Below are 26,211 nucleotides of genomic sequence, written 5' to 3'. Positions count from 1 at the left end.
CCCTCATGCGGTGCGAACCGCTTGTTAACCATCCGTCGCGCATTGTCGCCAGATTGTCATTCAGGGGTCACGAATGAAGCCCGAACTCGCGCTGGCGCCGTCACTCGAATCGGCGGTCGGAACGGTAGCCGCCGAATGCGGCAGCTTCGCCATCGAATGCAGCGATGTCGCCGGCTACGTCAACGCCGTCGGCGCGCGCATCGAGGAGCAGCTGGAGCTGCTGCGCGCGCTCGAACAGGTATCGACGACGCTGCTTGCCGATCAGGCCAGCGTCACCGACGCCACCGACGAGGCGCATCGCTACGCGCAGGACACCCGCGACCAGCTCGAACGCTCGGCGCAGGCGATCGGCGCGACCATCGACGTGTTCAGCGGCCTCACCGATCTCGTCCTTCATCTCGGCGACCGCATGCTCAACCTGTCGAGCGCGCTCGAACAGGTGCGCGGCGTGTCGGCGGGCATCGACAAGATCGCGCGGCAGACCAACCTGCTCGCGCTCAACGCCACCATCGAGGCGGCACGTGCCGGCGACGCCGGGCGTGGTTTTGCGGTGGTCGCCAGCGAGGTGAAGAAGCTCGCCGCCGACACGCAGCGCGCCACCGCCGAGATCGGCCGCACCGTCGAGCAACTGGGTGCCGAGGCGGCCGGCATCGGCCGGGAAATCGAGGGCGGCGTCGCGCGCGGCAAAGAAGCCCGCACGCAGGCCGCCGAGCTGCGCAGCGCGCTCCACCACACCGTCAGCTTCGTCGACCAGCTCGACGGTCGCACCAACGACATCGCCGCCCGCTCGCAGACCATCCGCACCAGCGTGCAGGAGGTTCAGAACGGCCTCGCCGCCTTCGCGGTGGTGGCGCGCGAAAACACCGCCGAGCTGTCGCGCTCGGGGCAGCGGCTCGACCAGCTCGAGGCGATGTCCAACTCGATGCTCGACCTCGTCGCCCATTGCGGCGTCGCCACCGCCGACACGCCGTTCATCGACGATGCGCTGGCGGCGATGCGCGAGATCCAGGCAACGGTCGAGGACGGCATCGCCCGCAACGAAGTCTCGATGGCCGATGTATTCGACAGCGTCTACCGCCCGGTCGCGGGCTCCAACCCCGAACAGTTCATGACCGGTTTCGTGCCCTTCGCCGACAAGATGATCCGGCCGCTGCTCGACAAATGGGCGCGCGACGAGCGCGTCGTCGGCTGCGCCATCGTCGACATGAATGGCTATCTGCCGACGCACGTCAGCGCGCGCTCGCAACCGCAGGGGCCCGACCCGGTGTGGAACGCCGAGCATTGCCGCAACCGCCGCATCTTTATGGACCCGCCAACCCGCGCCGCGCTCGATAGCGAGGCTGACTTCCGCCTCTACACCTATCGCCAGCCCTTGGGCGGCGGCCGCTACCGCGCGGTGAAGAGCCTGTTCGTGCCGCTGAGCTTCCGTGGTCGGCGCTGGGGCAATTGCGAGCTGGCCTATGTTGATTGATCGGCGTCGGCGGATTTTACACATCGCATAGGCGCTGAAACCCGCGGAAATCCTAAGCTTCTGCGATTCCCGCATTTCGTTTCGTTGGCACAACGCTTGCTTTTGCCCGGTGGGGTCCAATCCACCGTGTAACTTGTGAGATCACGATGCGGACGACTCTTGCCCTTTGCCTGGCGGCCCTCGCGCTGTCGGCCACTCCCGCCAGCGCGGCGGTTCTCTATAGCGAAGACTTCGAAGACGGCATCTTCGACGGCGCCACGCTTGGCGACGACCTGCCGGGCGGCCTCGGCGGCGGCTCCAGCCTCTTCCATGTGACGCAGAACGCCCCGGCGTCGGGCAGCTACACGCTCGGCTTCACGCGCGACGAGACGCCGGGCAACACGCCGAACGGCACCTATGCCAACGACTACACCGGTACGCTCTATTCGCCAGAAGTCGTTCTGCCGAGCTTCGGCGCGATGATGTTGAGCTTCGACGTTGCCAACTTCGGCCGCGGCGACAGCTACTACGACCGCTTCGATATCGGCATCTTCACCGGCGGCGGTCACTTCGTGAAGGCGTCGACCTACCCCGACTATGCCAACATCGGCGCCGAGATTTACAGTCAGGGCGCCTACAACGCGATGCAGTTCGACATCAGCCAGTACATGGGCCAGGCGATCCGCATCTATATTCACTACAGCGTGATCGGCCAAACCCCCTTCGACTATCCCGGCGGCCGTATCGACAATCTGCTGATCACCGATGACTCGATGGCCGTGCCGGAGCCCGGCGCGATCGGCCTGCTCGGTCTCGGCCTGATCGGCGTCGCCACCGGCCGGCGTCGCCGCAAAGCCTAAGCCTCGTCCCGGCGCAACCGCAGCAACCGCATCAGCTGCCGGTCGCGCCAGGCGATGCGCGCGTCGCGCCCGTCGAGCGGCAGGGCCGCCCGGCGCTGGGCGGTGACCTCGCCCACCAGAGCCTCGGTCCACGGATCGTCCTGGCCCCGTTCCGCACCCATCCGGGCGTAGGCGGGGCCCAATTTTTGCGCATGCGCAGCGATGCCGCCGGCGGTGTTGAGATCGACCGTCTCGAACGGCCCGATCACCGACCAGCGCAGGCCGAGCCCGTCGCGCATCACCCGGTCGATATCCTCGACCGAGGCGACGCCGTCGCGCACCAGGCAATAGGCCTCGCGCAGCACCGCGCCCTGCAGCCGGTTGAACACGAAGCCTTCGACTTCCTTGCGCACCAGCACCGGCTGCATGCCCGCCGCCTCCAGCAGCGCGTGCGCCCGCTCGACCGTCTCGGGCGCGGTGAAGGGGGCGGGGACGAGTTCGATCACCCGCAGCAGGAAGGGCGGGTTGCCCGGATGCGCGACGAGGCAGCGCGGCGAGGCGGCCAGCCCGTCGGCAAAGCGCGACGCCGGCATCGCGGACGACGAACTGGCGAGGATCGCGTCGGCCGGCGCCAGTGCATCGAGCTGCTCGAACAGCGCCCGCTTTAGCTCCTGCCGCTCTGGCGCGCATTCCTGCACATAGGCGGCGTCGCCGACCGCTTCGGCCAGATCGCCGGTAATCGCGATCAGCGCCTGCACCGCCGCCGGCTCGGCGTCGAACAGGCCATAGCCGTCGAGGTCGTCGAGCGTCGCCGCGATGCCCTTCGCCGCTGCCGCCCGCGCGCCTTCGTCGGGCTCGAACAGCTTCACCGGGAAGCCGCGCCCCGCGAACAGCACGGCAAAGGCGCGGCCGATGGCGCCGGCGCCCAGCACCGCGATTGTCGGGTTGCGTGCGGCGTCGGAAGTCTGCTCCATCTGGTCCTCTCGAAAGCTTGCGGGATCGCGGTCGCTATGCGACATGATGTTCGCAGAGCGTGCAAAAGTTCGCAAGGAGATGATCGACGGTGGGGCAGGTTTCGGGGGTTTCGCTGGAGGGTCGCCGCATCCTCGTCACCGGTACGTCGAAGGGCATCGGCGCGTGCATCGCCCCCGCGCTCGGGGCCGCCGGCGCCACGGTCATCGCGCATTATGGCAGTGATCGCGACGGCGCCGTCGCCGCGACCGCCGCGATCCCCAAGGACCGTTGCCACCTCGTGCAGGCCGACCTTAACGACCTTACCGCCGTCGAGCGGCTGTGGGACGAGGCGGAAAGCTTCGCCGGCGGCATCGACGTGTTCGTCAACAACGCCGCGGTGATGCGCTTCGACGGCGGCTTCGACGAGCCGCTGGAGGTCTGGGACCGCATCTGGAACGAGGCGATGCAGGTCAATGTGCTGGCGCCCGCCCGGCTGATGCGCCGCGCGGTCAATCACTTCCTGCCGCGCGGCGGCGGCGCGATCATCACCATCTCGAGCTGGGCGGCGCAGCGCGGCGTCACCAACCCGGCGACGATTGCCTATGGCGCGTCCAAATCGGCGGTGCGCGCGGCGACGCAGAGCATCGCCCGCGCCTATGCCAAGGACGGCATCCTCGCCTACATCATCGCCCCCGGCGTGGTGCGCACCCGCCTCTCGGAGCAGTTTGCCGCGACGCAGGGCGGCGAGGAGAAAATCTCCGCCAACCTCGCCTCGGGCGAGTGGGTGACGCCGGAAGAGCTGGCCAAGCTGGTCGCCTTCCTCGCCACCGGCCAGGTGCCGCAGCTCTCCGGCGCGACGCTCGACGTCAACGGCGCCAGCTACATCCGTTAAGATAGGGCGCATGCGCGTCACCACCCCCGGCGTCGAGCGAGCGGGCGAGCCGTTCAGCTTCAGCTTCGACGGTCAAGCCGTCGAGGCGTGGCCGGGCGAATCGCTGGCTGCGGCGCTGACCTCGGCGGGCGTGTTTTCGATGCGCGAAGCGCGCGACGGCAGCCGCCGCGGCCTGTTCTGCGGCATGGGTGTCTGCGGCGAATGTTCGGTGATCGTCGATGGCGTGCAGCGGCGGAGCTGCCTTGAGCCCGCGCAACCGGGCTTGAAGGTCGCGACGATGCCGCCGCGCGCACCGGTGGATCTCGCCGCCGAAGCGCCATCCGCGCCAGCCGATGAGTTGACCCCTGACGTGCTGGTGATCGGCGCCGGACCCGGCGGCCTCGCTGCCGCGCGCGCCGCTGCGTCGGCGGGGCTCGACGTGCTACTGGTCGACGAACGCGTGAAGGCCGGCGGCCAATATTTCAAGCAACCGGGCGAAGGGATGCGCCTCGGCGATGCGCTCGATGCGCAGTTCGTCGAAGGGCGCGAACTGATCGAATCCGCCAAGGCCGCCGGCGCGAAGCTGCTTCCCGGCGCGACCGTCTGGGGCGCGTTCGGCCCCGACGATGTCGCGGTGGTCGCTGACGGCCGCCGGCTGCGCATTCGTGCCAAGCGCGTGATCCTGTCCCCCGGCGCCTATGAGCGCGCGCACCCGGTGCCCGGCTGGACTTTGCCCGGCGTGATGACCACCGGCGCGGCGCAGACATTGCTCCGCGCCTACCAGACCTCGCCGGGCCAGCGCGTGCTGATCGCCGGCAACGGGCCGCTTAACCTGCAGGTCGCCCGCGAGCTGACGCGCGCCGGGGTGGCCGTTGTGGCGGTTGCCGAGCAAGCGGCAATGCCGGGGCCGGGCGATGCGCTCGATCTCGCACGCATGGCGGTCAACGCACCGGGGCTGGTGGTCGATGGCGTCGGCCATGTCGCGGCGCTGGCGCTCGCCGGCGTTTCCATCCGCTACCGCCATGTCCTCACCCGCGTCGAAGGCGAGGGGAAGGCGCAGCGCGCCGCCATCGCGCGGGTCGGTGACGACGGCAGGATCGTCGCCGGTTCGGAACGCTGGTTCGACATCGACGCCGTCTGCCTCGGCTATGGCTTCCTGCCGCAAAGCGAGATCGGCCGCGCGTTGGGGTGCGCCTACGACGTCACACCCGCCGGCCTCGTCGCGCAACGTGACGACGAGGCACGGTCGAGTGTGCCCGAAGTCTTCATCGTCGGCGACGCCGGCGGCCTCGGCGGCGCGAGGGTCGCGCTGGCGCTCGGTACGCTGGCCGGTACCGCCGCAGCCCGCGATCTCGGCAAGACGCCCGCCGATACCGGCGCGGTGAAACGCCTGCTGGCGCGGCACCGCAGCTTCCAGGCGGCGCTGTGGCGGGTCTATCGGCCGGTCGAACTGACACAGGATCTGACAGCGCCCGACACGCTGCTGTGCCGCTGCGAAAGTGTCGACCGTGCCACCGTCGACAGCCTGCTCGACGATGGTCTCGGTACGCTCTCCTCGGTCAAGAAGGCGTGCCGGATCGGCATGGGTCGCTGTCAGGGCCGCTATTGTGGTCCCGTGGTCGCTGCGCGCATCGCCGGCCGCACCGGCAAGCCAATCGAAGCCGATGCCTGGTTCGCGCCGCGCACCCCGTTCAAGCCGATCGACGCGCGCCTGTTGGCGGGGGACGACCCGGCGTAGTTTCGCCGCATGATGAACAAACGTGCGCAATGTGAACTTTTTGCATTGACGCGAACGCCGGCCGCCGACACGATGGCGGCGGGAGGCAGGACCGGGTGACAGGGGCATTTCGACATCGCGCAAGCGGATGGCTGCACGCCATCTTCGCGCTGATCGCACTGGCCGCCTGGGTGCTGCCGGGCGCGGCTGACGCGCGCACGGTGGAGGAAATCCGCCGCGAAGGCGTGCTGCGCGCCGGCGTCAATCCGAACTTCCCGCCGATGAGCGTCTATGGCGCCGGCAACCAGCTCGTCGGCTTCGATGTCGACGTGGCGCGCGAATTCGCCAAGCGCCTCGGCGTGCGGCTGCAGCTGGTACCGACCGAAGCGGCGCAGCGCGTGCCCTTTCTCGTCTCGGGCCGCATCGACCTGTCGCTCGGCGCGCTGACCGTCACGCCCGAGCGCGCCAAGCTGATCGACTATTCGGTGCCGCTGCACTCGGAGGCAATGGGCGTCATCACCACCGCGAAGGTGCCGGCGTCACGCTGGGAAGACCTCGACAAGGCGGACATCACGCTCGTCAACATGCGCGGCAATCAGTCGGTCGAGGTGCTGCGCGAAAAGCTGCCGAAGCCGCAGCGGCTGCTCGTCGACGGCAACGCCGACACGATCCGCGCCATTGCGCAGGGCCGCGCCGACGCGCTGGTCGAGAATGTCGACTTCTTCGTCGGTTTCACCAAGAATTACCCGGACGTTCAGTGGCGCGTCCTCGCCGATCCGATCTTCGTCGCCTATTGCGCGGTCGGCATCGCCAAGGGCAACGGCAGCCTGCAGACCTTTCTCAACGCGCAGCTGCTCGACATGCACGAAAGCGGCGTCGTCGATGCGCTCTGGCGCAAATGGTACGACGCCTCGATGACGGTGCCGGTGCCGGCCGAGATGCTGGTGGCGAGCCCGGTCGCCGTGGCCGATGCCAGCGCCGTGCCCGCCGCCTACAGCTTCTCCTTCGGCGAGACCTTGGCGCAGCTCCCGTACCTGCTCGGCGGCGCGCTGATCTCGCTGCAGATCGCCTTCATCAGCTTCTGGTCGGGCGCAGTGATCGGGCTGTTCGGCGCGGTCGGCAAGCAGTATGGCGGCAACGCGGTGCGCCGCGTCATCGACGCCTATGTCACGCTGTTCACCAACACCCCGGCGCTGGTGCAGATCTTCCTACTCTACTACGCGCTGCCCGACGCCGGCATCAAACTCGCGTCGATGACCGCGGTGCTGATCGGCCTGTCCTTGAACGCCGGCGCCTATCTGACCGAGATCATCCGTGGCGGCCTCGCGTCGGTGCGCAAGTCGGAGATGGAGGCGGCGGTGACGCTCGGCATGAAGCCGCGGCATATTCTCGTTCACGTCATGCTGCCGCATATCGCGCGCACCATCTTCGGGCCGCTCTCCAACTTCTTCGTCTGGCTGGTGCTCGGCAGCTCGATGGCGGCGCTGTTCGGCGTCGAGGAGCTGACCGGGCGCGCCATCAACATCAGCACGGCGAACCTGCGGACGATCGAAACCTTCGCGATCGTCGGCGGCATCTATGTGGTGCTGACCATCGCGGCGAGCGCCTCCCTGGCATTGGTCGGCCGCTATGTCTTCCGCGTCCGGGCGAGGGTTTTCTGATGCTCGAACGCGTCCTCACCGAAGCGCCGACTTTCTTCACCGCCGACAACGGGATGTTCCTGCTGGCCGCGCTCGGCCGCACCATCGCGATGACCGCGGTCGGCTGCACCATCGGCTTCATCGTCGGCCTCGGCCTTGCGGTGCTCCGCCGCACGCGCCGTCGCGAGCTACTGCCGCTGAAACTGCTCGCGACGCTCTATGTCGAGACCTTCCGGCGCATCCCGTTCCTCGTGCTGCTGGTCATGGTGCTGTTCGCCGTCCAGCCGCTGCTGCCTGACATGCCGCTGCTCGGCATCGCGACGATCGCGGTAACCCTGGTCGCCACCGCCTTCCTGTCGGAGATCATCCGCGCCGGGCTGGATTCGGTGCCGCGCCAGCAGACCGAGGGCGCCGAGGCGCTGGGCTTCTCGCCGTGGCAGACCTTGCGCCATGTGCTCATCCCGCAGTCGATGCGGGTGATCCTGCCGCCGGCCGCCGCCTTCGTGGTGATGTTCGTCAAGGACACCTCGCTCGCCTCGCATCTCGGCGTCGTCGAGCTGACCTTCTCGGGCAAGATCCTCGTCAACCGCGGCTTCTCGCCGGTGCTCGGCTTCGGCGCGATCCTCGCTCTTTACTTTGCCCTGTCCTATCCGCTGAGCCGGTTCGCGGCTTGCCTGGAGAAGCGCCTTGCATCACCTCGAAATCCATAACCTCGCCGCCGGCTACGGCGCGCAGATGATCCTCAACGACGTGACGCTGTCGGTCGATCGGGGCGAGGTGGTGAGCCTCATCGGGCCGTCGGGCTCGGGCAAGAGCACCTTGCTGCGCGTCCTCATCGGCCTCACCGAACCGCGCGGCGGCGAGGTGTTCGTCGGCGGCGACAAGGTCGATTACGGCAAGCGCGCCGATGTCGCGAAGCTGCGCGACCGCACCTCGATCGTGTTTCAGCAGTACAACCTCTTCCAGAACATGACCGTGCTCGGCAACGTCACCGTCACGCCCATCAAGATCCGCAAGGAACCGCGCGCCGAGGTCGAGGCGCGCGCGATGGCGCTGCTCGAAAAGGTCGGCATGGCCGACAAGCGCGACGCCTATCCCGACGACCTGTCGGGCGGCCAGCAGCAGCGCGTCGCCATCGCGCGCGCGCTGGCGCTCAACCCGGAAATCCTGCTGCTCGACGAAGTGACCTCGGCGCTCGATCCGGAGCGGGTGGGGGAGGTGCTCGACACCATCCGCTCGCTCACCCACGAAGGCATCACCATGATCATCGTCTCGCACGAGATGTCGTTCGTGCGCGAGGTGTCGACGCGGGTGGCGATGATGGACGGCGGCAAGGTCGTCGAATGCGACACGCCCGAGGTGATCTTCGGCTCACCGCGCGAGAAGCGCACGCAGGATTTCGTCGGCAAGATCCTCCGTCATTGAGGCGCGAAGGCCGCGAGGTCGAAGCCCATATCCGGGCGCTGGCCCTGCACCATTTTCGCGATGGCGAGCGCGGCGGCTGGCCCGCCGGTAAAGCCCATCCACGGCACATAGTTGATGAAGGCGCCGGGCGCGCCGGGCAGCTCGCCGAGGATCGGCAGCCAGTCCTCGGTGCCGTTCACGATCGCCGCCCAGGTGCGCACGATCTGCAGCGCGCCCACCGCCGGCACCACCGATTTCGCCACCGCGAGATTGGCGGCGAGCGACGCCGGGTCGGCGACCGGGCGACCGCGCGCGTCGAGCTTGGCGGGCCAGCCGCCGCCGATCAGCACGGTGCCGATGCGCGTCTGCTTCATCGTCAGCTTCTCGCCCGCGCAATAGACGAGGTGCGGCAGGAATTTCTCGGCCGGCTCGGTGACGTTCGCCTGGATCGGGAAGCCCTGGATCTCGATCGAGCCGCCGAGCGATTCGACGAGCTTTCCGGTCTCGATGCCGGCGGCGATCACCAGTCGCGGTGCGGCGAAAAGCTGCCCGGCGGCCGCAGCCTCATAGCCGTCGCCGGTTCGCGCGACACGCGCCTCGCCCGCGTTGCTGACAATATGTGCGCCATGCGCACGGGCCGCGGCGGCGAAGGCGGGGGCGACCACCAGCGGGTTCGCCTTGCCTTCGCTGGGGCAGAAGGCGCCGCCGATCGCGTTCGTGGACAGGTAGGGCGCGCGCTCGCGGATGGCCGCGCGATCGAGCATTTCGATCTCCAGCCCGGCGTCGCGTTCGATGCGCGCCTTGGCCTCGATCTGGCGCATTTCCACATCGTTCGCACCGACCAGCAGCCCGCCGCCTACCCCGATCTCCAGGTCGGCGCCGAGCTCGGCTTCCAACCCCGTCCAAATGTCGAGCGACGCCTTGAAAAGCTGGACGGCGGGCGTGAAGGCGCGCGCCCAATTCTCACCCTTGTGCACGAACGGATCATGCGGGATTTGCGCGTGCAGGCTGCCGGCGTTCGCACCCGAGGCGAAGGCGTTCAGTTCGCCCGCCTCCAGCAGCGCGACCGACACCCCGTCGCGCGCCAGATAATGCGCCGTCGCGCAACCCGCGATGCCGCCGCCGATCACAATCACGTCAAACCGAGTGCTCAAGAGGCGCTTCCCATATTGCCAATCCGAAAGTGGGCGCTATGCTGACACTTGTTCGCAAAGCGTAGCATTTTAGCGTTTCGCTTTACACTCCATTTGTCCACCTTGCCCGGTGCATCGGGCGCCTTTGGAAGTCACGCATGTCAGAGCCATTCCGCGGAAGCTATACCGTCGCCGTCACGCCGTTCACCGCTGATGGTTCCGGTATCTGCGTCGACTCCCTCAAGCGCTATATCGACTGGCAGGTCGAATGCCGCGTTCCCGGCATCATCGTCCTCGGCACCACCGGTGAATTCCTGACGCTCGACGAAGAGGAGCGCCAGACCGTTGTGCGCACCACGGTCGAGCATACCGCCGGCCGCATGAAGGTTCTGGTCGGCACCATGGACGCCTATACGCCGAAGGCCGTCGCCTTCAGCAAGAGCGCGCAGGACATCGGCGCCGACGGCCTGATGATCATCCCGCCTTATTATTACACGCCGACCGAGGACGAGATTTTCGGCTATTACCGCGCCATTACCGACGCGGTGAAGTTGCCGATCATGATCTACAACAACCCGGTCACGTCGAACGTCGACATGAAGGCGTCGCTGGTCGCCAAGCTGACCGCCGCTTTCGAGAATATCCGCTACATCAAGGAAGCCAGCATGGACGTCGCGCGCGTCTATGACGTGATCGAGGCGACCAACGGCGTGATGAACGTGTTCGCCGGCGAGCGTCCGGTGGAGAGCTTCCTTCTCGGCGCGGTCGGCTACGTCAATCCGTACGGCAACTACCTGCCCTACGCGACGACGCGCATGTGGGAATATCTCGAGCAGGGCCGCATCCCCGACGCCGCCGCCATCCAGCGGCTGGTGATGGAGATGGACCATGTCATCGCCGAGGGCCACCCGACCTACGGCCACCAATGCTATTCAAAGGCGCTCGCCGCCGCCGCCGGCTACCCGGTCGGCGACGTTCGCCCGCCGATCACCCGCTTCGCGGACCTCAACGCGTCGGACAAGGCCCGGCTCGACGTGCTCGTCGGCTATGTGAACCGGATCAACGCGCTGGTCGGCGAGATCGAGGCGCGGGACAAGGCGGCGTGACCGCCGCCGGCCCGGCCGGCGGCTCGCCAGCGGACGGGGCGGGTCTGCCGCCGCTGTTCACGCCCTTCACTTTGAAGGGCGTCACTTTTCGCAACCGCATCGTCGTCACGCCGATGTGCCAGTATGCGGCGGTCGATGGCCACGCCATTCGCTGGCACCGCGCGCACCACGGCCGCTTCGCGCTGAGCGGGGTCGGCGGCGCGCTCGTCGAATCCACCGGCGTGTCGGCGGAAGGCCGCATCACCCCCGGCTGCCTCGGCATCTATGATCCGGCGCATGTCGAGGGGCTGGCGCGCATCGTCGCCATCTACCGCGACCAGAATATTCCGGTGGGCATTCAGCTCAACCACGCCGGCCGCAAGGCGAGCGCCGATGTGCCGCTCGCCGGTGCAGCACCTTTCGCCGCCGACGATCCGCGTGCCTGGCGCATTGTCGCGCCGAGCGCGGTGCCGCTGATCGACGGCTGGCCGACGCCGCACGCACTGACCGAGCCCGAGATCCTCGCCATCATCGACGATTTCGAGCGCGCCGCGATCCGCGCCGTCGCCGCCGGTTTCGACTTCGTCGAGATTCACGGCGCGCACGGCTATCTGCTCAACAGCTTCTTCTCGCCGATCAGCAACCACCGCGACGACCGCTGGGGCGGTTCGGCCGAAAACCGCATGCGGCTGCCGCTCGACATCGCGCGCCGGCTGCGCGCGGCGATCCCGGCGAACATGCCCTTGTTCTACCGCCTGTCGGCGGTCGACGGCATCGAAGGGGGCCTGGGCATCGAGGACAATGTCGCGCTGGCCGCGGCGTTGCGCGATGCGGGCGTCGACATCATCGACTGTTCGTCGGGCGGCATCGCCGGTGCGTCGGGCGGCTCCACGGTCAAGCCGGGGCCGGGCTATCTCGTGCCCTTCGCCGATCAGATCCGCCGCGAGGCAGCGATGCCGGTGATGGCGGTCGGGCTGATCTTCGAGCCCGTGCAGGCCAATGCGGTGATCGCCGACGGCCACGCCGATCTCGTCGCGATGGGGCGGCAGTTGCTCGCCGAGCCGAGCTTCCCGTACCGCGCGGCGATCACGCTCGAGCATCCCGACGCGAACAGCGTCCTGCCCGATGCCTATTCCTTCTTCCTGCGCCGCCGGCCGGTGGAGCCGCGGCGCGACTGACGACGACCTACGGGGGGCGAACATGAAGCGACTGGTCAGGCTGGTTCAGACCGCGGCGGTGGGCGCGATCCTGCTGGCGACCAACCCGGCGCTCGCCGCGCAGCCCGCGCTGGAGGCGGTGTTCAAGGACTTCCGCGCCATCGTGCCGCCGAAGCGCGTGAAGGGCGTCCCCGACTATACCGACGCGGCGATGGCGGCGCAGCTTGCCGCGCTGAAGCCGCTGATGGCGAAGCTGGCCGCGATCGACGACAACCAGTGGCCGGTCGAGGACCGGGTCGACTACATGATCGTCCTCGCCGAGATGCGCGGGCTCGACTTCCAGCATCGCGTCCATCGCCAGTGGAAGCGCGACCCGGCCTTCTACAGCCCGACCAACCTCGGCTTCGGCCCGAAGATCGACGGCGCCTTCTCGATCCCGAAGCTGCCGCTCGACCGCAAGAAGGCGAAGGAACTCGCCGACAATCTGGCGGCGGTGCCGGGCATCTACGCGCAGGCGCGCACCAACCTCACCGAGGTGCGCGGCGACCTGGCGCGGCTGGGCATCACGCAGAAGAATATCGAGATCAACGTCTACGACCGGCTCGCCGCCGATACCGCCAGGAGCAACCCCGACGTGTCGCGCCGCGCCGCCACCGCGCGCGACGCCACCGTGCTTTTTCGCGACTGGCTCGTTCAGGTCGCGCCAACCGCGCCGGCGCATGGCGGCATCGGGCGCGAGGATTACGACTGGTATCTGAAGCACGTCCTGCTTTTCCCCTATAACTGGGAAGAGATGCGGGTGATCGGCGAGCGCGAATATGAGCGCTCGATGGTCTTCCTGAAGCTGGAGGAGCACAAGCACCGCGGCACCGCGATGATCGAGCCGGCGGAGACGCTCGCCGAGTTCGAGCGCCGCCGCAACGTCGCCGACCTGAAGCTGCTCGACTTCTTCAAGAAGAACGACATCATGACGGTGCCCGACTGGCTGCAGCCGGTGGTGGGCGAGGGGCCGTACATCCTGCCCGGCGACCGCGATCCGAAGAAGCCGGGCGCCTTCGATCCGCCCGTGCAGCGCCACTTCTTCCGACAGACCGAGGACCGCGATCCGATGCCGCTGCGCGCGCACAACCTGCCGGGCCATCTGTTCGACAGCATCATGCGCGACCGCGACCAGCGACCGATCCGCGGCGCCGACCGTCTGTTCTTCATCAGCGGCACGCGCGTCGAGGGCTGGGCCTTCTATCTCGAGGAGATGATCCAGCAGATCGGGGTGATGGACGACAGCCCCAAGGGCCGCGAGATCAACTATATCCTGCAGGCGAAGCGCGCCGCGCGCGTGCTGCCCGAACTGAAGCTCCATTCGAACGAATGGACCTATGACGAGGCGCTGAAGTCGCTGACCAGCCGCACGCCCTATTGGATGGGCCCCGACGACGCGATCGGCCGCTTCGACCTCGAGCTCTACCTGCGCCAGCCGGGCTACGGCATCGGCTATCATATCGGCAAGGTGCAGTTCGAAGCGCTGATGGCCGACGTCGCGCAGAAGGAAGGCCGGAACTTCGACCTCAAGCGCTTCCACGATCGCTTCCATTCCTATGGCGTCATCCCGATCTCCCTGATCCGCTGGGAGATGACGGGCAAGGACGACCAGGTGAAAACCATGCGCTGACGCACGTCGGGCGGCGCGGACTTTTCGCCCCTGCGCCGCCCGTCGTGACGAAGCATATGGCGGCGGGACCCTACCGGTCCCGCCGCCCTTTTTCTGACTAACTCGCGGGCATCGGCTTGCGGTCGAAGAACGCCTTCACATCCGTGTCGTCACCGGTCATCTCGTAACGGATGAGCGACAGCGGCAGCAGGCCCTTCACGATGATCTCGTCGTGGAAGTCCTTCAGCACGAACTTGTCGCCGAGCTGCTGCTTCCTCGCCGCCAGCAGCTCCCACATCTGCACATTGCCGATGGTATATTCCATGCCGTGGCCCGGTACCGTGCGGAGGTGGGCATAGGCCTGCGCCACATTGGCATCCATCAGCGGCGTGGTCGTCATCCAATAGTCGACGACCTCGGCGGAGGTCATCTCGTTACGCTGGTTCCACACGTCGCCGATCGAGCGCGCCGAGCGCCACAGGCCGAACAGCTGGATCAGCTCGCGCACGCGCGGCCGGTCGTCGAACAGGCCGCTCTGCACCGCCATCTCTTCGAGATAGAATCCCCAGCCGGACCAGCGGGCGTCGCTCCGCACGCTGCGCCGGATGAGGTTCGACGCTTCCTTCGAGACGCGAAAACTGAAGCGGTGGCCGGGGATGACGGCGTGGAGGTGATCCGGCGACGGATCGCGGAACTGGATCTGCTCCCAGTAATTGGGCGGCGTCCGGCGCACGGTCCACGGCACGTTGAACGGCGTCTGGTACAGCGGCGGCACGACATGCTTGGCCCAGTCCGCCGGGATGTACGGCGGGATGGTGATGATCTGGTCATCGGTCATCCATTTGCGGATGCGCGCATCGGTATCCGCGACACGCTTCACATATTCGTCGCCGTCCTTCGCCATCGCGATCTCGGGCAGCTTGCGGTTGCGGTGCCGCTCGATGGCATAAAATCCCCGGTAGCGCTCGAGTTCGCGCTGGCCGATCGTCTCGATGTCGTCGGACGTGTACGGGATCAGCAACACGTTGCCGATGTACCAGTCGAGCGCGTCCTTTCCGACGCCGGCGCGGCCGGTCATCTTGCCGCGATTGGCAACCAGCCAGCCGCGGAAGGAGTCGAGTTCGCGGAGCGCAATGTCGATCTCGCCGACGAGGTCGGGTTGCTGCGGGACGGCGCGCTCGCGCAGGTCGCGGTACCAGCCGATCACGCCGGGCGGTGCGACCTTGCGCGCCGGGTAGCCGTCCTCGATCCCGTCGGATGTCGTCAGCGACGCGATCGCCAGATCGGCGTGATCGGCGGCCACGTCGGTCAGCGTCTCCCGCGCCTGGGCGAGCGTCGCGGGAATGCCGCGGATCTGGCCGCGCAGCTTGTCCAGGGCAGCGCCGCTCACCGGCAGCGTCGTGAACGCCGGCCGCTGAAGCTGCGACACGTAGAAGCCCGGATCGCGCGCCCAGGGGCGGGTGATGCGCAGGATGAACTCCGCCTTGTCGAGTTCGGCGCGCGTGACGAGATAGTCGACCTTCTGCGGCGGCGACCAGCGGGCCACGCCCATGTCGGCCATGCGGGCCTGCAGCGCCGAGAGGTCTGCGCGGCGCTTGGCAACGGCCCCGGCGCGGAAGTCGGTCCTGGTGACGTCGGACTGGGTGGCCTGCCACGCTTGGAAGTCGGCGAACAGCGCCAGAAGGTCCGCGTGCGTGCCCCGGCCGTTCGGCTCGGCCGCCAGCGCCGGCGACCCTGCCAACAGCGCCAGTGCCACGCAGCCAGCCTTCAAGCTCGCGACCGCGCTCGCGCGCCATGCCCGGTTGGTCATCTTTTATCCCTGAATCATGTGAACAGCCGCGGCGTGCACCGCTCCCCCGGCACAGGCCAGGGAAGCGGGCGATCGTCACTTGGCCGGCATCGGCTTCCGGTCGAAGAACGCCTTCACGTCCTTGTCGTCGCCGGTCATCTCGTAACGGATGAGCGACAGCGGGAGCAGGCCCTTCACGATCATCTCGTCGTGGAAGTCCTTCAGCACGAACTTGTCGCCGAGCTGATGCTTCCTTGCCGCCAGCAGCTCCCACATCTGCACATTACCCATCGTATATTCCATGCCGTGGCCCGGCACGGTGCGGATGTGCGCGTATTTCTGCGCGACGTTGCCGTCCATGAACGGCGTCACCTTCTGCCAATAGTCGGCGACCTCGCCGGAGGTCATCTCGTTGCGCTGGTTCCAGACGTCGCCGACGGTGCGCGCCGCGCGCCACAAGCCGAACAGCTGGATCAGTTCGCGCACCCGCGGCCTGTCGTCGAACAGCCCGGTCTGCGTGCCGAACTCCTCCAGATAGACCGCCCAGCCCTGCCAGCGGCTGTCGCTCTTCACGCTGCGGCGGATGACGTTCGACGCTTCCTTCGACACGCGCAGGTCGAAGCGGTGGCCAGGGATGACGGCGTGGAGGTGATCCGGCGACGGGTCGCGGAACTGGATCTGCTCCCAGAAATTCGGCGGGGTCGGCCGCACCGCCCACGGCACGTTGAACGGCTCGGAATAAGGCGGCACGATCAGCTTCGTCCAGTCCGCCGGAATGTAGGACGGGATCGTGATGATCTGCTCGTCGGCGATCCATTTGCGGATGCGCGCGTCGGTATCGGCGACGCGCTTCATATACTCGTCGCCGTCCTTGGGCAGCGCGATCTCGGGCAGCTTGCGGTTGCGGTGCCGCTCGACGGCATAGAAGCCCCAGAAGCGGTCGAGCTCGCGCTGGCCGATCGCCATCACCTCGTCCGAATTATACGGCATCAGCATGACGTTGCCGATGTACCAGTCGAGCGCGTCCTTCCCGACGCCGGCGCGGCCGTTCATCTTGCCGCGGTTGGCCTTGAGCCAGCCCTCGAACTCCTGCAGCGACTTGATCGACGCCTCGATGTCACCGGTCAGTTCGGGCTGCTGCGTCTTCGCGCGGCCGAGCAGATCCTGGTACCAGCCGATGACGCCCGCCGGCGCTTTCGCCCGCGCGGGATAGCCGTCCTCGACGCCGTCCGAATTGGTCAGCGAAAAGATCGCGAGGTCGGCATGGTCGGCGGCGACGTCGTCGAGCGTCTCGCGCGCCTGGCCGAGCGTCGCCGGCACGTTCTTCAGCTGTGCGCGCAGCTTCTCCAGCGCGGCGCCCTGCACCGGCAGGTTGGTGAACGCCGGGCGCTGCAACTCGGAGACGTAGAAGCCCGGATCGCGCGCCCAGGGGCGGGTGAGCTTCAGCACGAACTCGGCCTTGTCGAATTCGGCGCGGGTGGTGAGGAAGTCGACCTTCTGCGGCACCGTCCAGCGCGCCACGCCCATATCGTTCAGTCGCGCCTGCAGCCCGGCCAGTTCCCTGGTGCGGGTGGTGATCGCGGCGTCGCGATAGTCGGTGGCGGTGACGTCGGAAGACTTCTTCTGCCAGGCCTGGAAATCCTCGAACAGCTTGAGGAGGTCGGCATGGCTGCCCTTGCCGTTCGGCGCCGCCGCCATCGCAGGCGTTGCCGTCAGCATCGTTACCGCCGCTACGCACGAGATCGCGAACTTCGACGCGGCCGACGACCGCCAGAGCCTTGCCCCCACCTGACTTCTCCCTGCTTAAGCACCCATGTCTTGTGATCGGACTCGGACGCTATCATAGTGAATATGTGGTCGCAATGCGAACGGACGTTCGGAGATTGATATGAGTTCGACAGGCGAACAGGACTGGCAGGGCATCGTCAATCGGGTCCGCGCAGGCCGCGCGCTGCAGCCCGCCTCATGGCCCGGCGGCGCGCGCTGTGCCGTCGCCTTATCCTTTGATTGCGATCATGAATCCTTCGAAATCGGCGCCGGTGGCCGCGCGATCGGGCGCCTCGCCTGGGGCGAGTTCGGGCGGCGGGTCGGCGTGCCGAAAGTGCTCGATGTGCTGCGCCGCGCCGAGGTGCCGGCGAGCTTCTACATGCCGGCGATGTGTGCGCAGATCGACCCGGATGAACCGCGTCGCATCATGGCCGACGGCCATGAGGTCGGCATGCACGGCTGGCTGCACGAGAATAATTCGCTGCTCGACGAGGCCACCGAGCGCGACCTGATGCGCCGCGCCTTCGACGTGCTGAGCGCCACGATGGGGCAGGCGCCGGTCGGCTTCCGCTCGGCCAACTGGGATCTGAGCCCGCACACCATCGAGATCGTGCGCGACATGGGCCTCGAATACGACAGTTCGCTGATGGCCGACGAGAGCTGCTACGAACTGCTGCTCGATGGCGCGCCCACCGGCGTCGTCGAGGTGCCCGTCGAATGGCTGCGCGACGATGCCGTCTACCTGCTGTTCAACCGCCAGCCGGCAACGCGGCCCTATCTCTCGCCCGACGAGGTCTACGGCATCTTCAAGCGCGAGCTCGACGCCGCGTGGGAAGAGGGCGGCGTCTTCCAGCTCGTCATGCACCCGTTCGTGATCGGCTATCGCTCGCGCATCTGGATTCTCGAAAAGCTGATCGAGGATGCCAAGGAAAAGGGCGGCGTCTGGTTCGGCACCCACGCGGAAGTCGCGCGCTGGGCCAAGGCAAACGCCGCCCCTTGAGGCGGGGCTAGTACGCCCCGATCTTTTTCACCTCATCGTCCTTGCCGAGCATTTCCCAGCGAATGAGCGACATCGGGATCATCCCCGACTTGTTCATGCCGTCGTAGAAGTCCTTGATGCGGAAATCCTTGCCCTTCGCCTCGGCCAGCTCGCCGATCAGCTTGTCGACCTGATGCTTGCCGCTGATGTAGCTGGTGCCATAGCCCGGCTGGCGCAGATACAGCTGCTGCTCGCCGGCGAGCAGCTTCAAGGTCGGGCTCATCCAGCCGTTCGGCGTGCGCGCCACCTGCATCGCCTTGGCCTCATCCATCGTGAAGATGTTGGCATGGGCGTAGAGCGAGGCGAGACCGCGCGCTGCGCGCTGCGCCTGCATGATCCACACGATCTCGCGCTCGCGCGGCCGGTCGTCGAACAGGCCGGCGTAGAGCATCGCCTCTTCCATGCCCGTCGCCTGGCCTTCGGCGCGGCTGATCCAGATGTTGTAAAGGAGGGGCGCGCGACGGATCAGGCTCGGGTGCGGGTCCTTCTCGGTCATCTGCAGGTCCCACCAATGGTAGAAGTGGGTCCACAAGGTCATCGGCGCGCGGTGCATGGTGATGTGGAAGAAGTTCTGGCGCTCGGGCGGCACATACGTCCCGCGCTGCGCCATCAGCGCCGGCTCCATGTAATCCTTGACCGTCAGGATCTCGTTGTCGCCGAGGAACTTCAGATAGTCCTTCACCGCCTTGGTCGCCTGGGCCTCATAGCTGGCGGCGTCGGTGGCGCCGGCCAGCTGCGGCAGGTTGCGGTTGTTATGCTCCTCCAGCCGCAGCGCCGCGTGCGAGCGGCCGAGCTCGCGCTCGAGCAGCGCGACCTCGCCCTCCCAGGTCAGCGGGGAGAGCTGCACGTTCTTCAGATACCAATTGTAGTTCTCGACGCCGACGCCCGACGGGCCGGTCTTCTTCGGCAGCTCGGCCTTCAGCCAGGTGACGAAGCTGTCGGTCGCCTTGCGCGCCTCGGCGGCGGCCCTCGCCACCTCGCGGTTGCCGGCGCGCTTTTCGAGGTCGGCGAGCGCGTCCGACTGCTCCTGCATCGTGTCGATGCCCGCCGACCACAGGTCGCGGGTGTTGGCGGTAAGGTTGGTGCGGCCCTGCGTCAGGAACGGCGGGATTTGCTTGAGGCCGGCGGTCAGCTTCTTCGCCGACGCGGCATCGAGCGGGAATTTATACTGCCACAGCTCGATCTCGCCGTGCGCCATCGGCCCTTCATGCGCGGGCGTATCGCTGATCGCCGCCCACAGCAGCTGGTAGAAGGCCGGGTCGCGTTCCCAGGGTTTGAGCACGCGCAGATCGAAGTCGAGGCCGTTCATCTCGGCGCGGACGATCTGATAGTCGATCAGCTGCGAGGTCGACCAGCCGGCGCGGTCGATCGCGGCGAGGCGGGCCTGCCACTGCTTCAGCTCGGTCGCCTTCTTCGCCATCGCGGCGGCAGTGTAATCGGGCGCACCGTCGCGGGTGCCCGAATATTCGAACACGCGCCATTCGGTGAACAGCGTCTCCAGCGCGGCATAGCCGGCGGGCTTCGCCGCCTCGGTCTGTGCCAGTGCCGGCGCCGCGCCGCCCGCCACCGTTGCGGTTCCGAGCAGCAGTGCCGCCCCAACTTTGCGCGCCATGCGACCAACCCCCTTCATCGTTCCTCCCGTCATGATAGCGTGTCGGCGTCGTTGCGCCGAGCCACGAGCCAATAGCCGACCACGTCGCCGCCGCCCGAAAGCTGCGCCGACATCGTCGTTTCGAAACCTGCGGCGGTGAGCATCGCCGTCGCGCTCTCCGCCATCTCGCCGCGCACCGCGGCATCCGCCAGCGCACCCATGCGCACGCGGTGGCGCCCGAGCTGCGTAACCATGAAGTCGATCGCCGCGGCCAGCTCGGCGGGCGGCATCAGCGGCGCGACGCGCGCGATCTCGCCGAAGCTCACGTAAAGCTGGTCAAGGATGCCGGTGTTGGTCGCCTCGCCGATCATCGCGGCAAGCTCGTCGCGCAAGGTAGCGATCACCGCGTCGATGCTGCCGTCTTCCTGTGCGGTGCGCAGCCGCTCGGCGACGCGGGACGGACCCAGCAGTTCGTCGATCTGCGCGGCCTGCTCCGCCGCCTGTTCGGTGACCACGCCCTCGGCCGCGTGGCTCAACACCACAAGCTGGCCGGCGCATACCCGCGCGGCTTCGGCAAGCGCCGGTTTGAAGCCTGCATATTCGATGCCGAACTGGCTGACGACGCAATCGAAGCTGCGGTCGGCGAAGGGGAGCGCGGCGGCGTCGATGCCGCCGTGGATGTCGAAACCCTCGCCGGACAGGGTGGCGGCCGGTGCCAGGTCGACGCCCGTCGCCTGTATTCCGCGCGCGAGCGCGCCCGTCGCGCCCGCGAGGTCGAGGAGGGCGCCCTTGCCGCAGCCAATGTCGAGCAAGGTCGCGCCGTCGGGCAGCGTTGCAAACAGCGCGCGCCACCTTGCGGCGACCTCACGCTGCACGGCCTCGGGGAACTGCGCGGTGCAGCCGTGCAACCCGGCGTCGACCCAATAGTCGCCCCAATGCTCTTCGCTTCGCCCAGCCTGGGCGTGCGTCGCGTTGTCACTCGCTCTCATCTGCGTGAGTTTCCTCCCGGCGCCTCCCTGCGCCAACCAGATGCTAGTGCATTCAGGCCACACATGCGACAGGAGTTTTGTGCGCAGCGCGCCGAAAAGTACGCATTGCGCGCAAAACTGTTTGACACCCGAAACCCTGCTTGTGAATATTCGAGTGCCAAAAGGCGGAGTCGTAAAACTGTCAGAAAGACAGGGTCCGCACAGGGAAAAAGTTGCGTTGGCGAAGGGGATTTGAGCCGAGCGAGCTGGAACGGACGAAGGGCCGTACAGAGGAGGTTATATGGGAACCGGGGGAACTAGCATCATGCAGATACGGCGTTCGCAGTTGAAACATCTGTTCTTTTCAAGCGCGCTTTCCAGCCTTGCCCTGATGGCGATGCCGGCTTTCGCGCAGGACGCCGATACCGCAGCGGCCGACGCGGCAGCGACGGCCGAAGAGAGCGAGATCATCGTCACCGGTTCGCGCCTCGTGCGCCGCGACCTCGTCGCGACCAGCCCGATCACCACCATCGACAGCGCCGTCCTGCAGGACTCGGGCGCCGTCACGCTCGAAGGCGCGCTCAACAACTTCCCGCAGCTGGCGCCGGACAACACCAGCACCACCAACCAGAGCGGCGGCTCGGGCGTCCTCAGCGTCGATCTCCGCAGCCTGGGTGCCGTGCGCACGCTCGTCCTCGTGGACGGCCGCCGCTACATCCCGGCCGACGTCACCGGCCTCGCCGATCTCGCGACGATCCCCGACCTGCTGGTCGAGCGTGTCGAGGTGATCACCGGCGGCGCCTCCGCCGTTTACGGCTCGGACGCGATCGCGGGCGCGGTCAACTTCGTGCTGAAGCGCAACTTCGAAGGTCTCGAAGCCAACTACCAGTATGGCGAGACCTCGCGCGGCGACGGCGCCTCGCACAAGATCGACGTGGTGTTCGGCGCGAACACTTCGGACGATCGCGGCAACATCACCGCTTATGGTTCGTACACCACGCGTGACTCGATCTTCATGGGTGATCGCGCCTTCTCGGCGAATCCCGTGCTCGCCGACGCGCAAGGCGTGTTCCAGCCGTTCGGCTCGGGCAACGTCCCCGGCGGCTCGATCGGCATCAACACGACGCAGATCCCGCAGATCACCGGCGTGCCGAACCTCAACAACGCCAGCGGTGCCTGCCCGGTCGCGCACACCGGCATCCGCTTCGGCCCGAACGGCGAGCCGCTGCCCTATTGCCGGCCGAACGACCAGTATAACTATGCTGCGCCGAACTTCCTGCTGCGCCCGTTCGAGCGCTACCAGGCGGCGGTCAACACGCGCTACGAGATCACCGACGGCATCGAGGCCTACGGTCAGTTCTTCTACACGCGGAAGGAAAACAGCTTCCAGCAGGCGGCCGAGGCGGTGACGCCGTCGAGCTCGGGCCAGCAGGCCGGGACGGTGCTCATCCCGAACGCCGACACCAACCCGCTGTTCACGCCGCAGCTGCGCTCGTTCTTCGCGTCGAACCGCGGCTTTTTCGATCCGGACGGCGACGGCGTGTTCACGCTGCGCAACGTCGGCCGCCGCTTCGAGGAGTTCGGCCCGCGTAACGTCAATTATGTCGCTGACAGCTTCGGCTTCACCGGCGGCTTCCGCGGCGACATCGGTGACAGCGGCTGGAAGTGGGATACCTTCTACCAGTACCAGCAGTCTGACGTGTCGCAGCGCCGCGAGAATCTGCTGTCGCGGTCGCGCACCACGGCGGGCCTCGACGTGATCCTCGTCAACGGCGTGCCGCAGTGCCGGAACCGCGAGATCCCGAACTGCGTGCCGGTCAACATCTTCGGCACCGCGACGCTGACCCCGGCGCAGGCGAACTTCCTCTCGGTCAATACGACGACCGACGAGCGTTTCACCCGCACCGTGGCGGGCGGCTCGGTCGCTGGCGACCTGTTCGAAATGCCGGCCGGCCCGGTCTCGACCGCGTTCGGTGTCGAGTATCGCAAGGACAGCTTCGACAGCGTTCCCGACGAAGTCGCGCTCAACAACGACCTCGCGGCCGTGTCGATCGCGCCGATCATCAACGGAGGCAGCCTCAACCTGTTCGAGGTGTTCGGTGAGGTCCGCGTACCGATCCTCGCCGACAAGCCGCTGATCGAGAGCCTCGCGGTCGAAGGCGCCTTCCGCTACGCCGATTATTCGACGGTCGGCGGCGTGTTCACCTGGAAGGGTGCGATCGACTGGGAAGTCACCGACTGGATGCGTCTGCGCGGTAACTACAGCCGCGCGATCCGTGCGCCGAACCTCAACGAATTGTTCGCGCCGGTCGGCTCGGGCTTCATCGGTGGCACCGATCCCTGCCTTGCAAGCGCCAACCCGAGTGCGGCACAGAAGACTCTCTGTCTCGCACAGGGCGTGCCGCAGGCGTTCATCAACACGCTGCAGGTCGGCGGAAGCCAGGGCTTCAACCGCACCACCGGCGGCAACCAGAACCTGACCGAGGAGACGGCGGACACGCTCACCCTCGGCGCGGTGTTCACCCCGGCCTTCGCGCCGCGTCTGTCGCTGACCCTCGATTATTACGATATCAAGGTCGACGACGCGATCGCCACGGTCGACGCGCAGCTGCTCGTCAACACCTGCTTCCAGACGCTCGACGCCGCGAGCCTCGCCTGCCAGGCGATCACGCGGAACAGCTCGGGCAACATCGATCAGGTGCGCGCGCCGCTGCTCAACATCGCGCAGCGCAAGGTCCGCGGCCTCGACATCACCGCCAACTACAATTTCGACCTGCCGGGCGCGATCGCGATCGGCGAGGAGGCGAAGCTGGCGGTGCAGCTGGTCAGCAGCTTCCAGTTCGAGGACAGCAACCTGCCGCTGGCGGGCGTTGCCGAAGTCGAGTGCGCGGGCTTCTACGGCGGCCCCTGCTCGAGCGACAGCGTTCGCATCACCCCGGACTTCCGCGCGTTCCTGAGCGCCGCCTACACCAGCGGGCCGGTGACGGTGCGGAACACCTTCCGCTACACCGGTGACGTCGAACTGTCGCCGATCGCGCCGCCGACGCAGAGCGGCACGATCAGCTCGTTCGTCTACTGGGACCTCTACGCCAGCGTCGGGTTCAAGGAAGAGATGTTCGAGGTGTTCGGCGGGGTCAACAACCTGCTCGACAAGCAGCCGCCGATCCTCGGCTTCGCGGCCGGCGGCGACGCCAACACCAACGTGCAGCTCTATGACGTGATCGGCCGGCAGTTCTTCGTCGGTGCGAAGGTGAAGTTCTAAAGGGTCAACTTTCGGCTTCGGGGCGGACGGCAACGTCCGCCCCGGATGCTTGAATCGTGGGGAGAATGCCATGATGAAGAATGTGAAGCGCCTGACCGCCGCGTTGCTGGTCACCGCTATGCTGCCGGTGCCGCTGATGGCACAAGGCGCGCCCGCCGCCGCCACCCAGGCGCAGCCGCCGGCGGGGCAGGGCAGCTATGCCGACCTGACCAAGCTGTTCGACGAATTCCTCACCTTCAAGGGCAGCACACCCGTCGTTGGCGAGCTGAACTCGACCAACGTCCAGGTCAGCCTCAACGACTATAGCGCCGCCTCGATCGACGGCCGTCGCAACCAGATGAACGCCTTCCTGCAGCGCGTCGACAACATGAACGTCGCGGCGTGGGACAAGGCGCAGAAGGTCGACTGGCTGGCGGTTCGTGCCAAGCTCAACGAGCAGAACTTCCTTCTGAACGTCTCGAAGCCGTGGGAGCGCGATCCGGGCTTCTACGTCGACCAGATGCTCGCCATCACCTTCGTCGATCTGCCGCTGAAGGGCGACGCGCTGAAGGCGACGCAGCGCAACCTGCGCGCCGTGCCGATCCTCGTCGAGGCGGCGAAGCGCAATCTGAAGAACGTCCCCGGCGACTATGCCGACCTGGCGCTGCACAACCTCGCGGCGGCGGACGGCGTTGGCCACGGCCATCCGTATCGCACGGTGCCGCCCGCCGGCGTCGTCGGCTGGTATGACGATCTCAACAGCCGCGCCAGCCAGCAGCCGGCGCTGCGGGCCGACATCACCAAGGCGCGCAACGCGGTGCTCGACTTCCAGGCCTGGCTGAAGGCGCAGCGTCCCTCGATGACCGCCCCGGCGGGTGTCGGCGAGGCCAACTTCAACTGGTATCTGAAGAATGTGAAGCTGCTGCCGTACAACGCAGAACAGCTGCTCACGCTCGGCGCCCGCGAGACGCAGCGCCTGTGGGCGATGAACGCGCTCGAGCAGCATCGCAACCGCAAGCTGCCCGAACTGAAGCCGGCCGAGACCGCCGCGGACTACGCGCAGCGCATCGCCAAGACCGACGAGCGCATCCGCCGCTGGCTGGTCGAGGAAGAGATCATCACGATCCCATCCTATGTGAAGGAACTCGACACCAACGTGCCGTTCATCCAGCGGCAGGGCGGGCTCAATTTCTGGGAAGAAATCCAGTTCCGCGATCCGAGCCCCGACCATCTCCACGCGGTCATTCCGGGTCACCGCTTCGACGGCGTCGTCGCGCGCCAGAACAAGCACCCGATCCGCGGCCGCATCACCGACGGCGTGCGCACCGAGGGCTGGGGCGTGTGGGTCGAGGAAGGCGCGCAGCGTCTCGGCTTCTTCGAGGACATCGGCCGCGTCCGCGAGCTGATCGACTATTTCGGCATCTTCCGCGCCGTGCGCGTGGCGGGTGACATCAACCTGCAGCTCAACCGCCAGACGCTTCAGGAAGTGATCGACGGCTGGCGCGAGTGGACGCCGTGGCTCGACGCCAACGTCGCCCGCGTCGACGCCGAAATCTACCTCCGCCGTCCGCCGGGCTACGGCCTCGGCTACACCATCGGCATGATCGAGATGCAGAAGCTCGTTGCCGAGAAGAAGCATCAGGACGGCGACAAGTTCGTCCTGAAGAAATTCCACGACGACTTCATGGCGGCCGGCCGCCTGCCGATGTCGCTCATCCGCTACGAGATGACCGGCAAGGATGATGAAGTGAAGAAGTTCTGGGCGCGGGATCCTCTCCCCTCACAACAGTAGATAACGCGCCTGCAACCTCGGGCCCGTCTCCCCCAACGGAGGCGGGCCCGTTGTTGTTTGTGGGGGCTAGGCTCCGGACTCAATTGCACCAGTAGATGATGGTTGCGGCGATGAGGGCTGCTGAGA

General features: G+C 67.2%; 19 protein-coding genes. 13 read left to right on the top strand and 6 right to left on the bottom strand.

Annotated features, from left to right (window positions below; genetic code table 11):
- Positions 1–73: 73 nt before the first annotated feature.
- Together ACFOMD_RS09575 and ACFOMD_RS09570 are read left to right on the top strand one after the other, a co-directional pair.
- Positions 74–1,471, top strand: a complete 1,398-nt coding sequence (locus ACFOMD_RS09575; protein WP_380860449.1) for a methyl-accepting chemotaxis protein — start codon at positions 74–76, stop codon at positions 1,469–1,471.
- 146 nt (positions 1,472–1,617) lie between these two features.
- Entirely contained in the window at positions 1,618–2,310 is a 693-nt protein-coding gene (locus ACFOMD_RS09570; protein ID WP_380860446.1) for a PEP-CTERM sorting domain-containing protein, read from the top strand.
- Here the strand turns inward: ACFOMD_RS09570 and ACFOMD_RS09565 are convergent.
- Complete coding sequence (locus tag ACFOMD_RS09565; protein ID WP_380860443.1) at positions 2,307–3,263, bottom strand: 3-hydroxyacyl-CoA dehydrogenase; 957 nt, start codon at positions 3,261–3,263, stop codon at positions 2,307–2,309. The genes ACFOMD_RS09570 and ACFOMD_RS09565 overlap by 4 nt on opposite strands.
- A gap of 89 nt (positions 3,264–3,352) precedes the next feature.
- Here ACFOMD_RS09565 and ACFOMD_RS09560 point away from each other — a divergent pair, with 89 nt between their 5' ends.
- The 5 genes from ACFOMD_RS09560 to ACFOMD_RS09540 all read left to right on the top strand — a co-directional run bounded on the left by ACFOMD_RS09560 (position 3,353) and on the right by ACFOMD_RS09540 (position 8,896).
- Positions 3,353–4,135, top strand: a complete 783-nt coding sequence (locus ACFOMD_RS09560; protein ID WP_380860440.1) for an SDR family NAD(P)-dependent oxidoreductase — start codon at positions 3,353–3,355, stop codon at positions 4,133–4,135.
- Between the two features lie 10 nt (positions 4,136–4,145).
- Positions 4,146–5,852, top strand: coding sequence for an FAD-dependent oxidoreductase (locus ACFOMD_RS09555; RefSeq protein WP_380860437.1), 1,707 nt, complete (start codon positions 4,146–4,148; stop codon positions 5,850–5,852).
- Between the two features lie 95 nt (positions 5,853–5,947).
- Complete coding sequence (locus ACFOMD_RS09550; RefSeq protein WP_380860434.1) at positions 5,948–7,492, top strand: ABC transporter substrate-binding protein/permease; 1,545 nt, start codon at positions 5,948–5,950, stop codon at positions 7,490–7,492.
- Complete coding sequence (locus tag ACFOMD_RS09545; RefSeq protein WP_380860431.1) at positions 7,492–8,181, top strand: amino acid ABC transporter permease; 690 nt, start codon at positions 7,492–7,494, stop codon at positions 8,179–8,181. The genes ACFOMD_RS09550 and ACFOMD_RS09545 overlap by 1 nt, the downstream gene beginning before the upstream one ends.
- On the top strand, positions 8,159–8,896 hold the full coding sequence (locus ACFOMD_RS09540; RefSeq protein WP_380860428.1) for an amino acid ABC transporter ATP-binding protein: 738 nt from the start codon (positions 8,159–8,161) through the stop codon (positions 8,894–8,896). Before ACFOMD_RS09545 ends, ACFOMD_RS09540 begins: the two co-directional genes overlap by 23 nt.
- On the opposite strand, the gene ACFOMD_RS09535 is transcribed toward ACFOMD_RS09540, so the two are convergent.
- Positions 8,890–10,029, bottom strand: a complete 1,140-nt coding sequence (locus tag ACFOMD_RS09535) for an NAD(P)/FAD-dependent oxidoreductase (RefSeq protein WP_380860425.1) — start codon at positions 10,027–10,029, stop codon at positions 8,890–8,892. The genes ACFOMD_RS09540 and ACFOMD_RS09535 overlap by 7 nt on opposite strands.
- 137 nt (positions 10,030–10,166) lie before the next feature.
- Here ACFOMD_RS09535 and ACFOMD_RS09530 point away from each other — a divergent pair, with 137 nt between their 5' ends.
- Genes ACFOMD_RS09530 through ACFOMD_RS09520 form a run of 3 tightly spaced genes read left to right on the top strand, consistent with a single transcriptional unit; the run spans position 10,167 to position 13,919 of the window.
- Positions 10,167–11,114: a dihydrodipicolinate synthase family protein gene (locus tag ACFOMD_RS09530; RefSeq protein ID WP_380860422.1), complete on the top strand. Its 948-nt coding sequence runs from the start codon at positions 10,167–10,169 to the stop codon at positions 11,112–11,114.
- Positions 11,111–12,271, top strand: a complete 1,161-nt coding sequence (locus ACFOMD_RS09525; RefSeq protein WP_380860420.1) for an NADH:flavin oxidoreductase/NADH oxidase — start codon at positions 11,111–11,113, stop codon at positions 12,269–12,271. Before ACFOMD_RS09530 ends, ACFOMD_RS09525 begins: the two co-directional genes overlap by 4 nt.
- Before the next feature lie 22 nt (positions 12,272–12,293).
- Positions 12,294–13,919: a DUF885 family protein gene (locus ACFOMD_RS09520; RefSeq protein ID WP_380860417.1), complete on the top strand. Its 1,626-nt coding sequence runs from the start codon at positions 12,294–12,296 to the stop codon at positions 13,917–13,919.
- Positions 13,920–14,016: 97 nt separating this feature from the next.
- On the opposite strand, the gene ACFOMD_RS09515 is transcribed toward ACFOMD_RS09520, so the two are convergent.
- The gene (locus tag ACFOMD_RS09515) at positions 14,017–15,708 is read right to left on the bottom strand and encodes a DUF885 family protein (protein ID WP_380860414.1); all 1,692 of its coding nucleotides are present in this window, start codon (positions 15,706–15,708) and stop codon (positions 14,017–14,019) included.
- A 75-nt stretch (positions 15,709–15,783) separates the two neighbouring features.
- Positions 15,784–17,475 carry a DUF885 family protein gene (locus ACFOMD_RS09510; protein WP_380860411.1) on the bottom strand — a complete coding sequence of 564 codons (1,692 nt, stop codon included), beginning with the start codon at positions 17,473–17,475 and terminating at the stop codon, positions 15,784–15,786.
- A gap of 100 nt (positions 17,476–17,575) precedes the next feature.
- Between ACFOMD_RS09510 and ACFOMD_RS09505 the strand changes: the two genes are divergently transcribed.
- On the top strand, positions 17,576–18,454 hold the full coding sequence (locus tag ACFOMD_RS09505; protein WP_380860408.1) for a polysaccharide deacetylase family protein: 879 nt from the start codon (positions 17,576–17,578) through the stop codon (positions 18,452–18,454).
- A 7-nt stretch (positions 18,455–18,461) separates the two neighbouring features.
- Here the strand turns inward: ACFOMD_RS09505 and ACFOMD_RS09500 are convergent, their stop codons facing one another.
- Both ACFOMD_RS09500 and ACFOMD_RS09495 read right to left on the bottom strand, forming a co-directional pair.
- Positions 18,462–20,105 (bottom strand): DUF885 family protein, encoded by a 1,644-nt coding sequence (locus ACFOMD_RS09500; RefSeq protein ID WP_380860405.1) that lies wholly within the window; start codon positions 20,103–20,105, stop codon positions 18,462–18,464.
- 29 nt (positions 20,106–20,134) lie between these two features.
- The gene (locus ACFOMD_RS09495) at positions 20,135–21,073 is read right to left on the bottom strand and encodes a class I SAM-dependent methyltransferase (RefSeq protein ID WP_380860402.1); all 939 of its coding nucleotides are present in this window, start codon (positions 21,071–21,073) and stop codon (positions 20,135–20,137) included.
- A gap of 370 nt (positions 21,074–21,443) precedes the next feature.
- Between ACFOMD_RS09495 and ACFOMD_RS09490 the strand changes: the two genes are divergently transcribed.
- The gene (locus tag ACFOMD_RS09490; RefSeq protein ID WP_380860399.1) at positions 21,444–24,314 is read left to right on the top strand and encodes a TonB-dependent receptor domain-containing protein; all 2,871 of its coding nucleotides are present in this window, start codon (positions 21,444–21,446) and stop codon (positions 24,312–24,314) included.
- 70 nt (positions 24,315–24,384) lie between these two features.
- Positions 24,385–26,085, top strand: coding sequence for a DUF885 family protein (locus ACFOMD_RS09485; RefSeq protein ID WP_380860396.1), 1,701 nt, complete (start codon positions 24,385–24,387; stop codon positions 26,083–26,085).
- Positions 26,086–26,211: the final 126 nt, after the last annotated feature.

The organism is Sphingoaurantiacus capsulatus (assembly GCF_042648405.1).
Lineage (GTDB): Bacteria > Pseudomonadota > Alphaproteobacteria > Sphingomonadales > Sphingomonadaceae > Sphingoaurantiacus > Sphingoaurantiacus capsulatus.
Note: the sequence above shows the minus strand (reverse complement) of the source record. Positions and strands in the feature narration are given on the sequence as shown.

Coding starts and splice junctions, on each gene's coding strand:
- ACFOMD_RS09575 (WP_380860449.1), top strand. CDS start 74: ATGAAGCCCGAACTCGCGCTGGCGCCGTCACTCGAATCGGCGGTCGGA.
- ACFOMD_RS09570 (WP_380860446.1), top strand. CDS start 1,618: ATGCGGACGACTCTTGCCCTTTGCCTGGCGGCCCTCGCGCTGTCGGCC.
- ACFOMD_RS09565 (WP_380860443.1), bottom strand. CDS start 3,263: ATGGAGCAGACTTCCGACGCCGCACGCAACCCGACAATCGCGGTGCTG.
- ACFOMD_RS09555 (WP_380860437.1), top strand. CDS start 4,146: ATGCGCGTCACCACCCCCGGCGTCGAGCGAGCGGGCGAGCCGTTCAGC.
- ACFOMD_RS09545 (WP_380860431.1), top strand. CDS start 7,492: ATGCTCGAACGCGTCCTCACCGAAGCGCCGACTTTCTTCACCGCCGAC.
- ACFOMD_RS09530 (WP_380860422.1), top strand. CDS start 10,167: ATGTCAGAGCCATTCCGCGGAAGCTATACCGTCGCCGTCACGCCGTTC.
- ACFOMD_RS09520 (WP_380860417.1), top strand. CDS start 12,294: ATGAAGCGACTGGTCAGGCTGGTTCAGACCGCGGCGGTGGGCGCGATC.
- ACFOMD_RS09515 (WP_380860414.1), bottom strand. CDS start 15,708: ATGACCAACCGGGCATGGCGCGCGAGCGCGGTCGCGAGCTTGAAGGCT.
- ACFOMD_RS09505 (WP_380860408.1), top strand. CDS start 17,576: ATGAGTTCGACAGGCGAACAGGACTGGCAGGGCATCGTCAATCGGGTC.
- ACFOMD_RS09500 (WP_380860405.1), bottom strand. CDS start 20,105: ATGGCGCGCAAAGTTGGGGCGGCACTGCTGCTCGGAACCGCAACGGTG.
- ACFOMD_RS09495 (WP_380860402.1), bottom strand. CDS start 21,073: ATGAGAGCGAGTGACAACGCGACGCACGCCCAGGCTGGGCGAAGCGAA.
- ACFOMD_RS09490 (WP_380860399.1), top strand. CDS start 21,444: ATGGCGATGCCGGCTTTCGCGCAGGACGCCGATACCGCAGCGGCCGAC.
- ACFOMD_RS09485 (WP_380860396.1), top strand. CDS start 24,385: ATGATGAAGAATGTGAAGCGCCTGACCGCCGCGTTGCTGGTCACCGCT.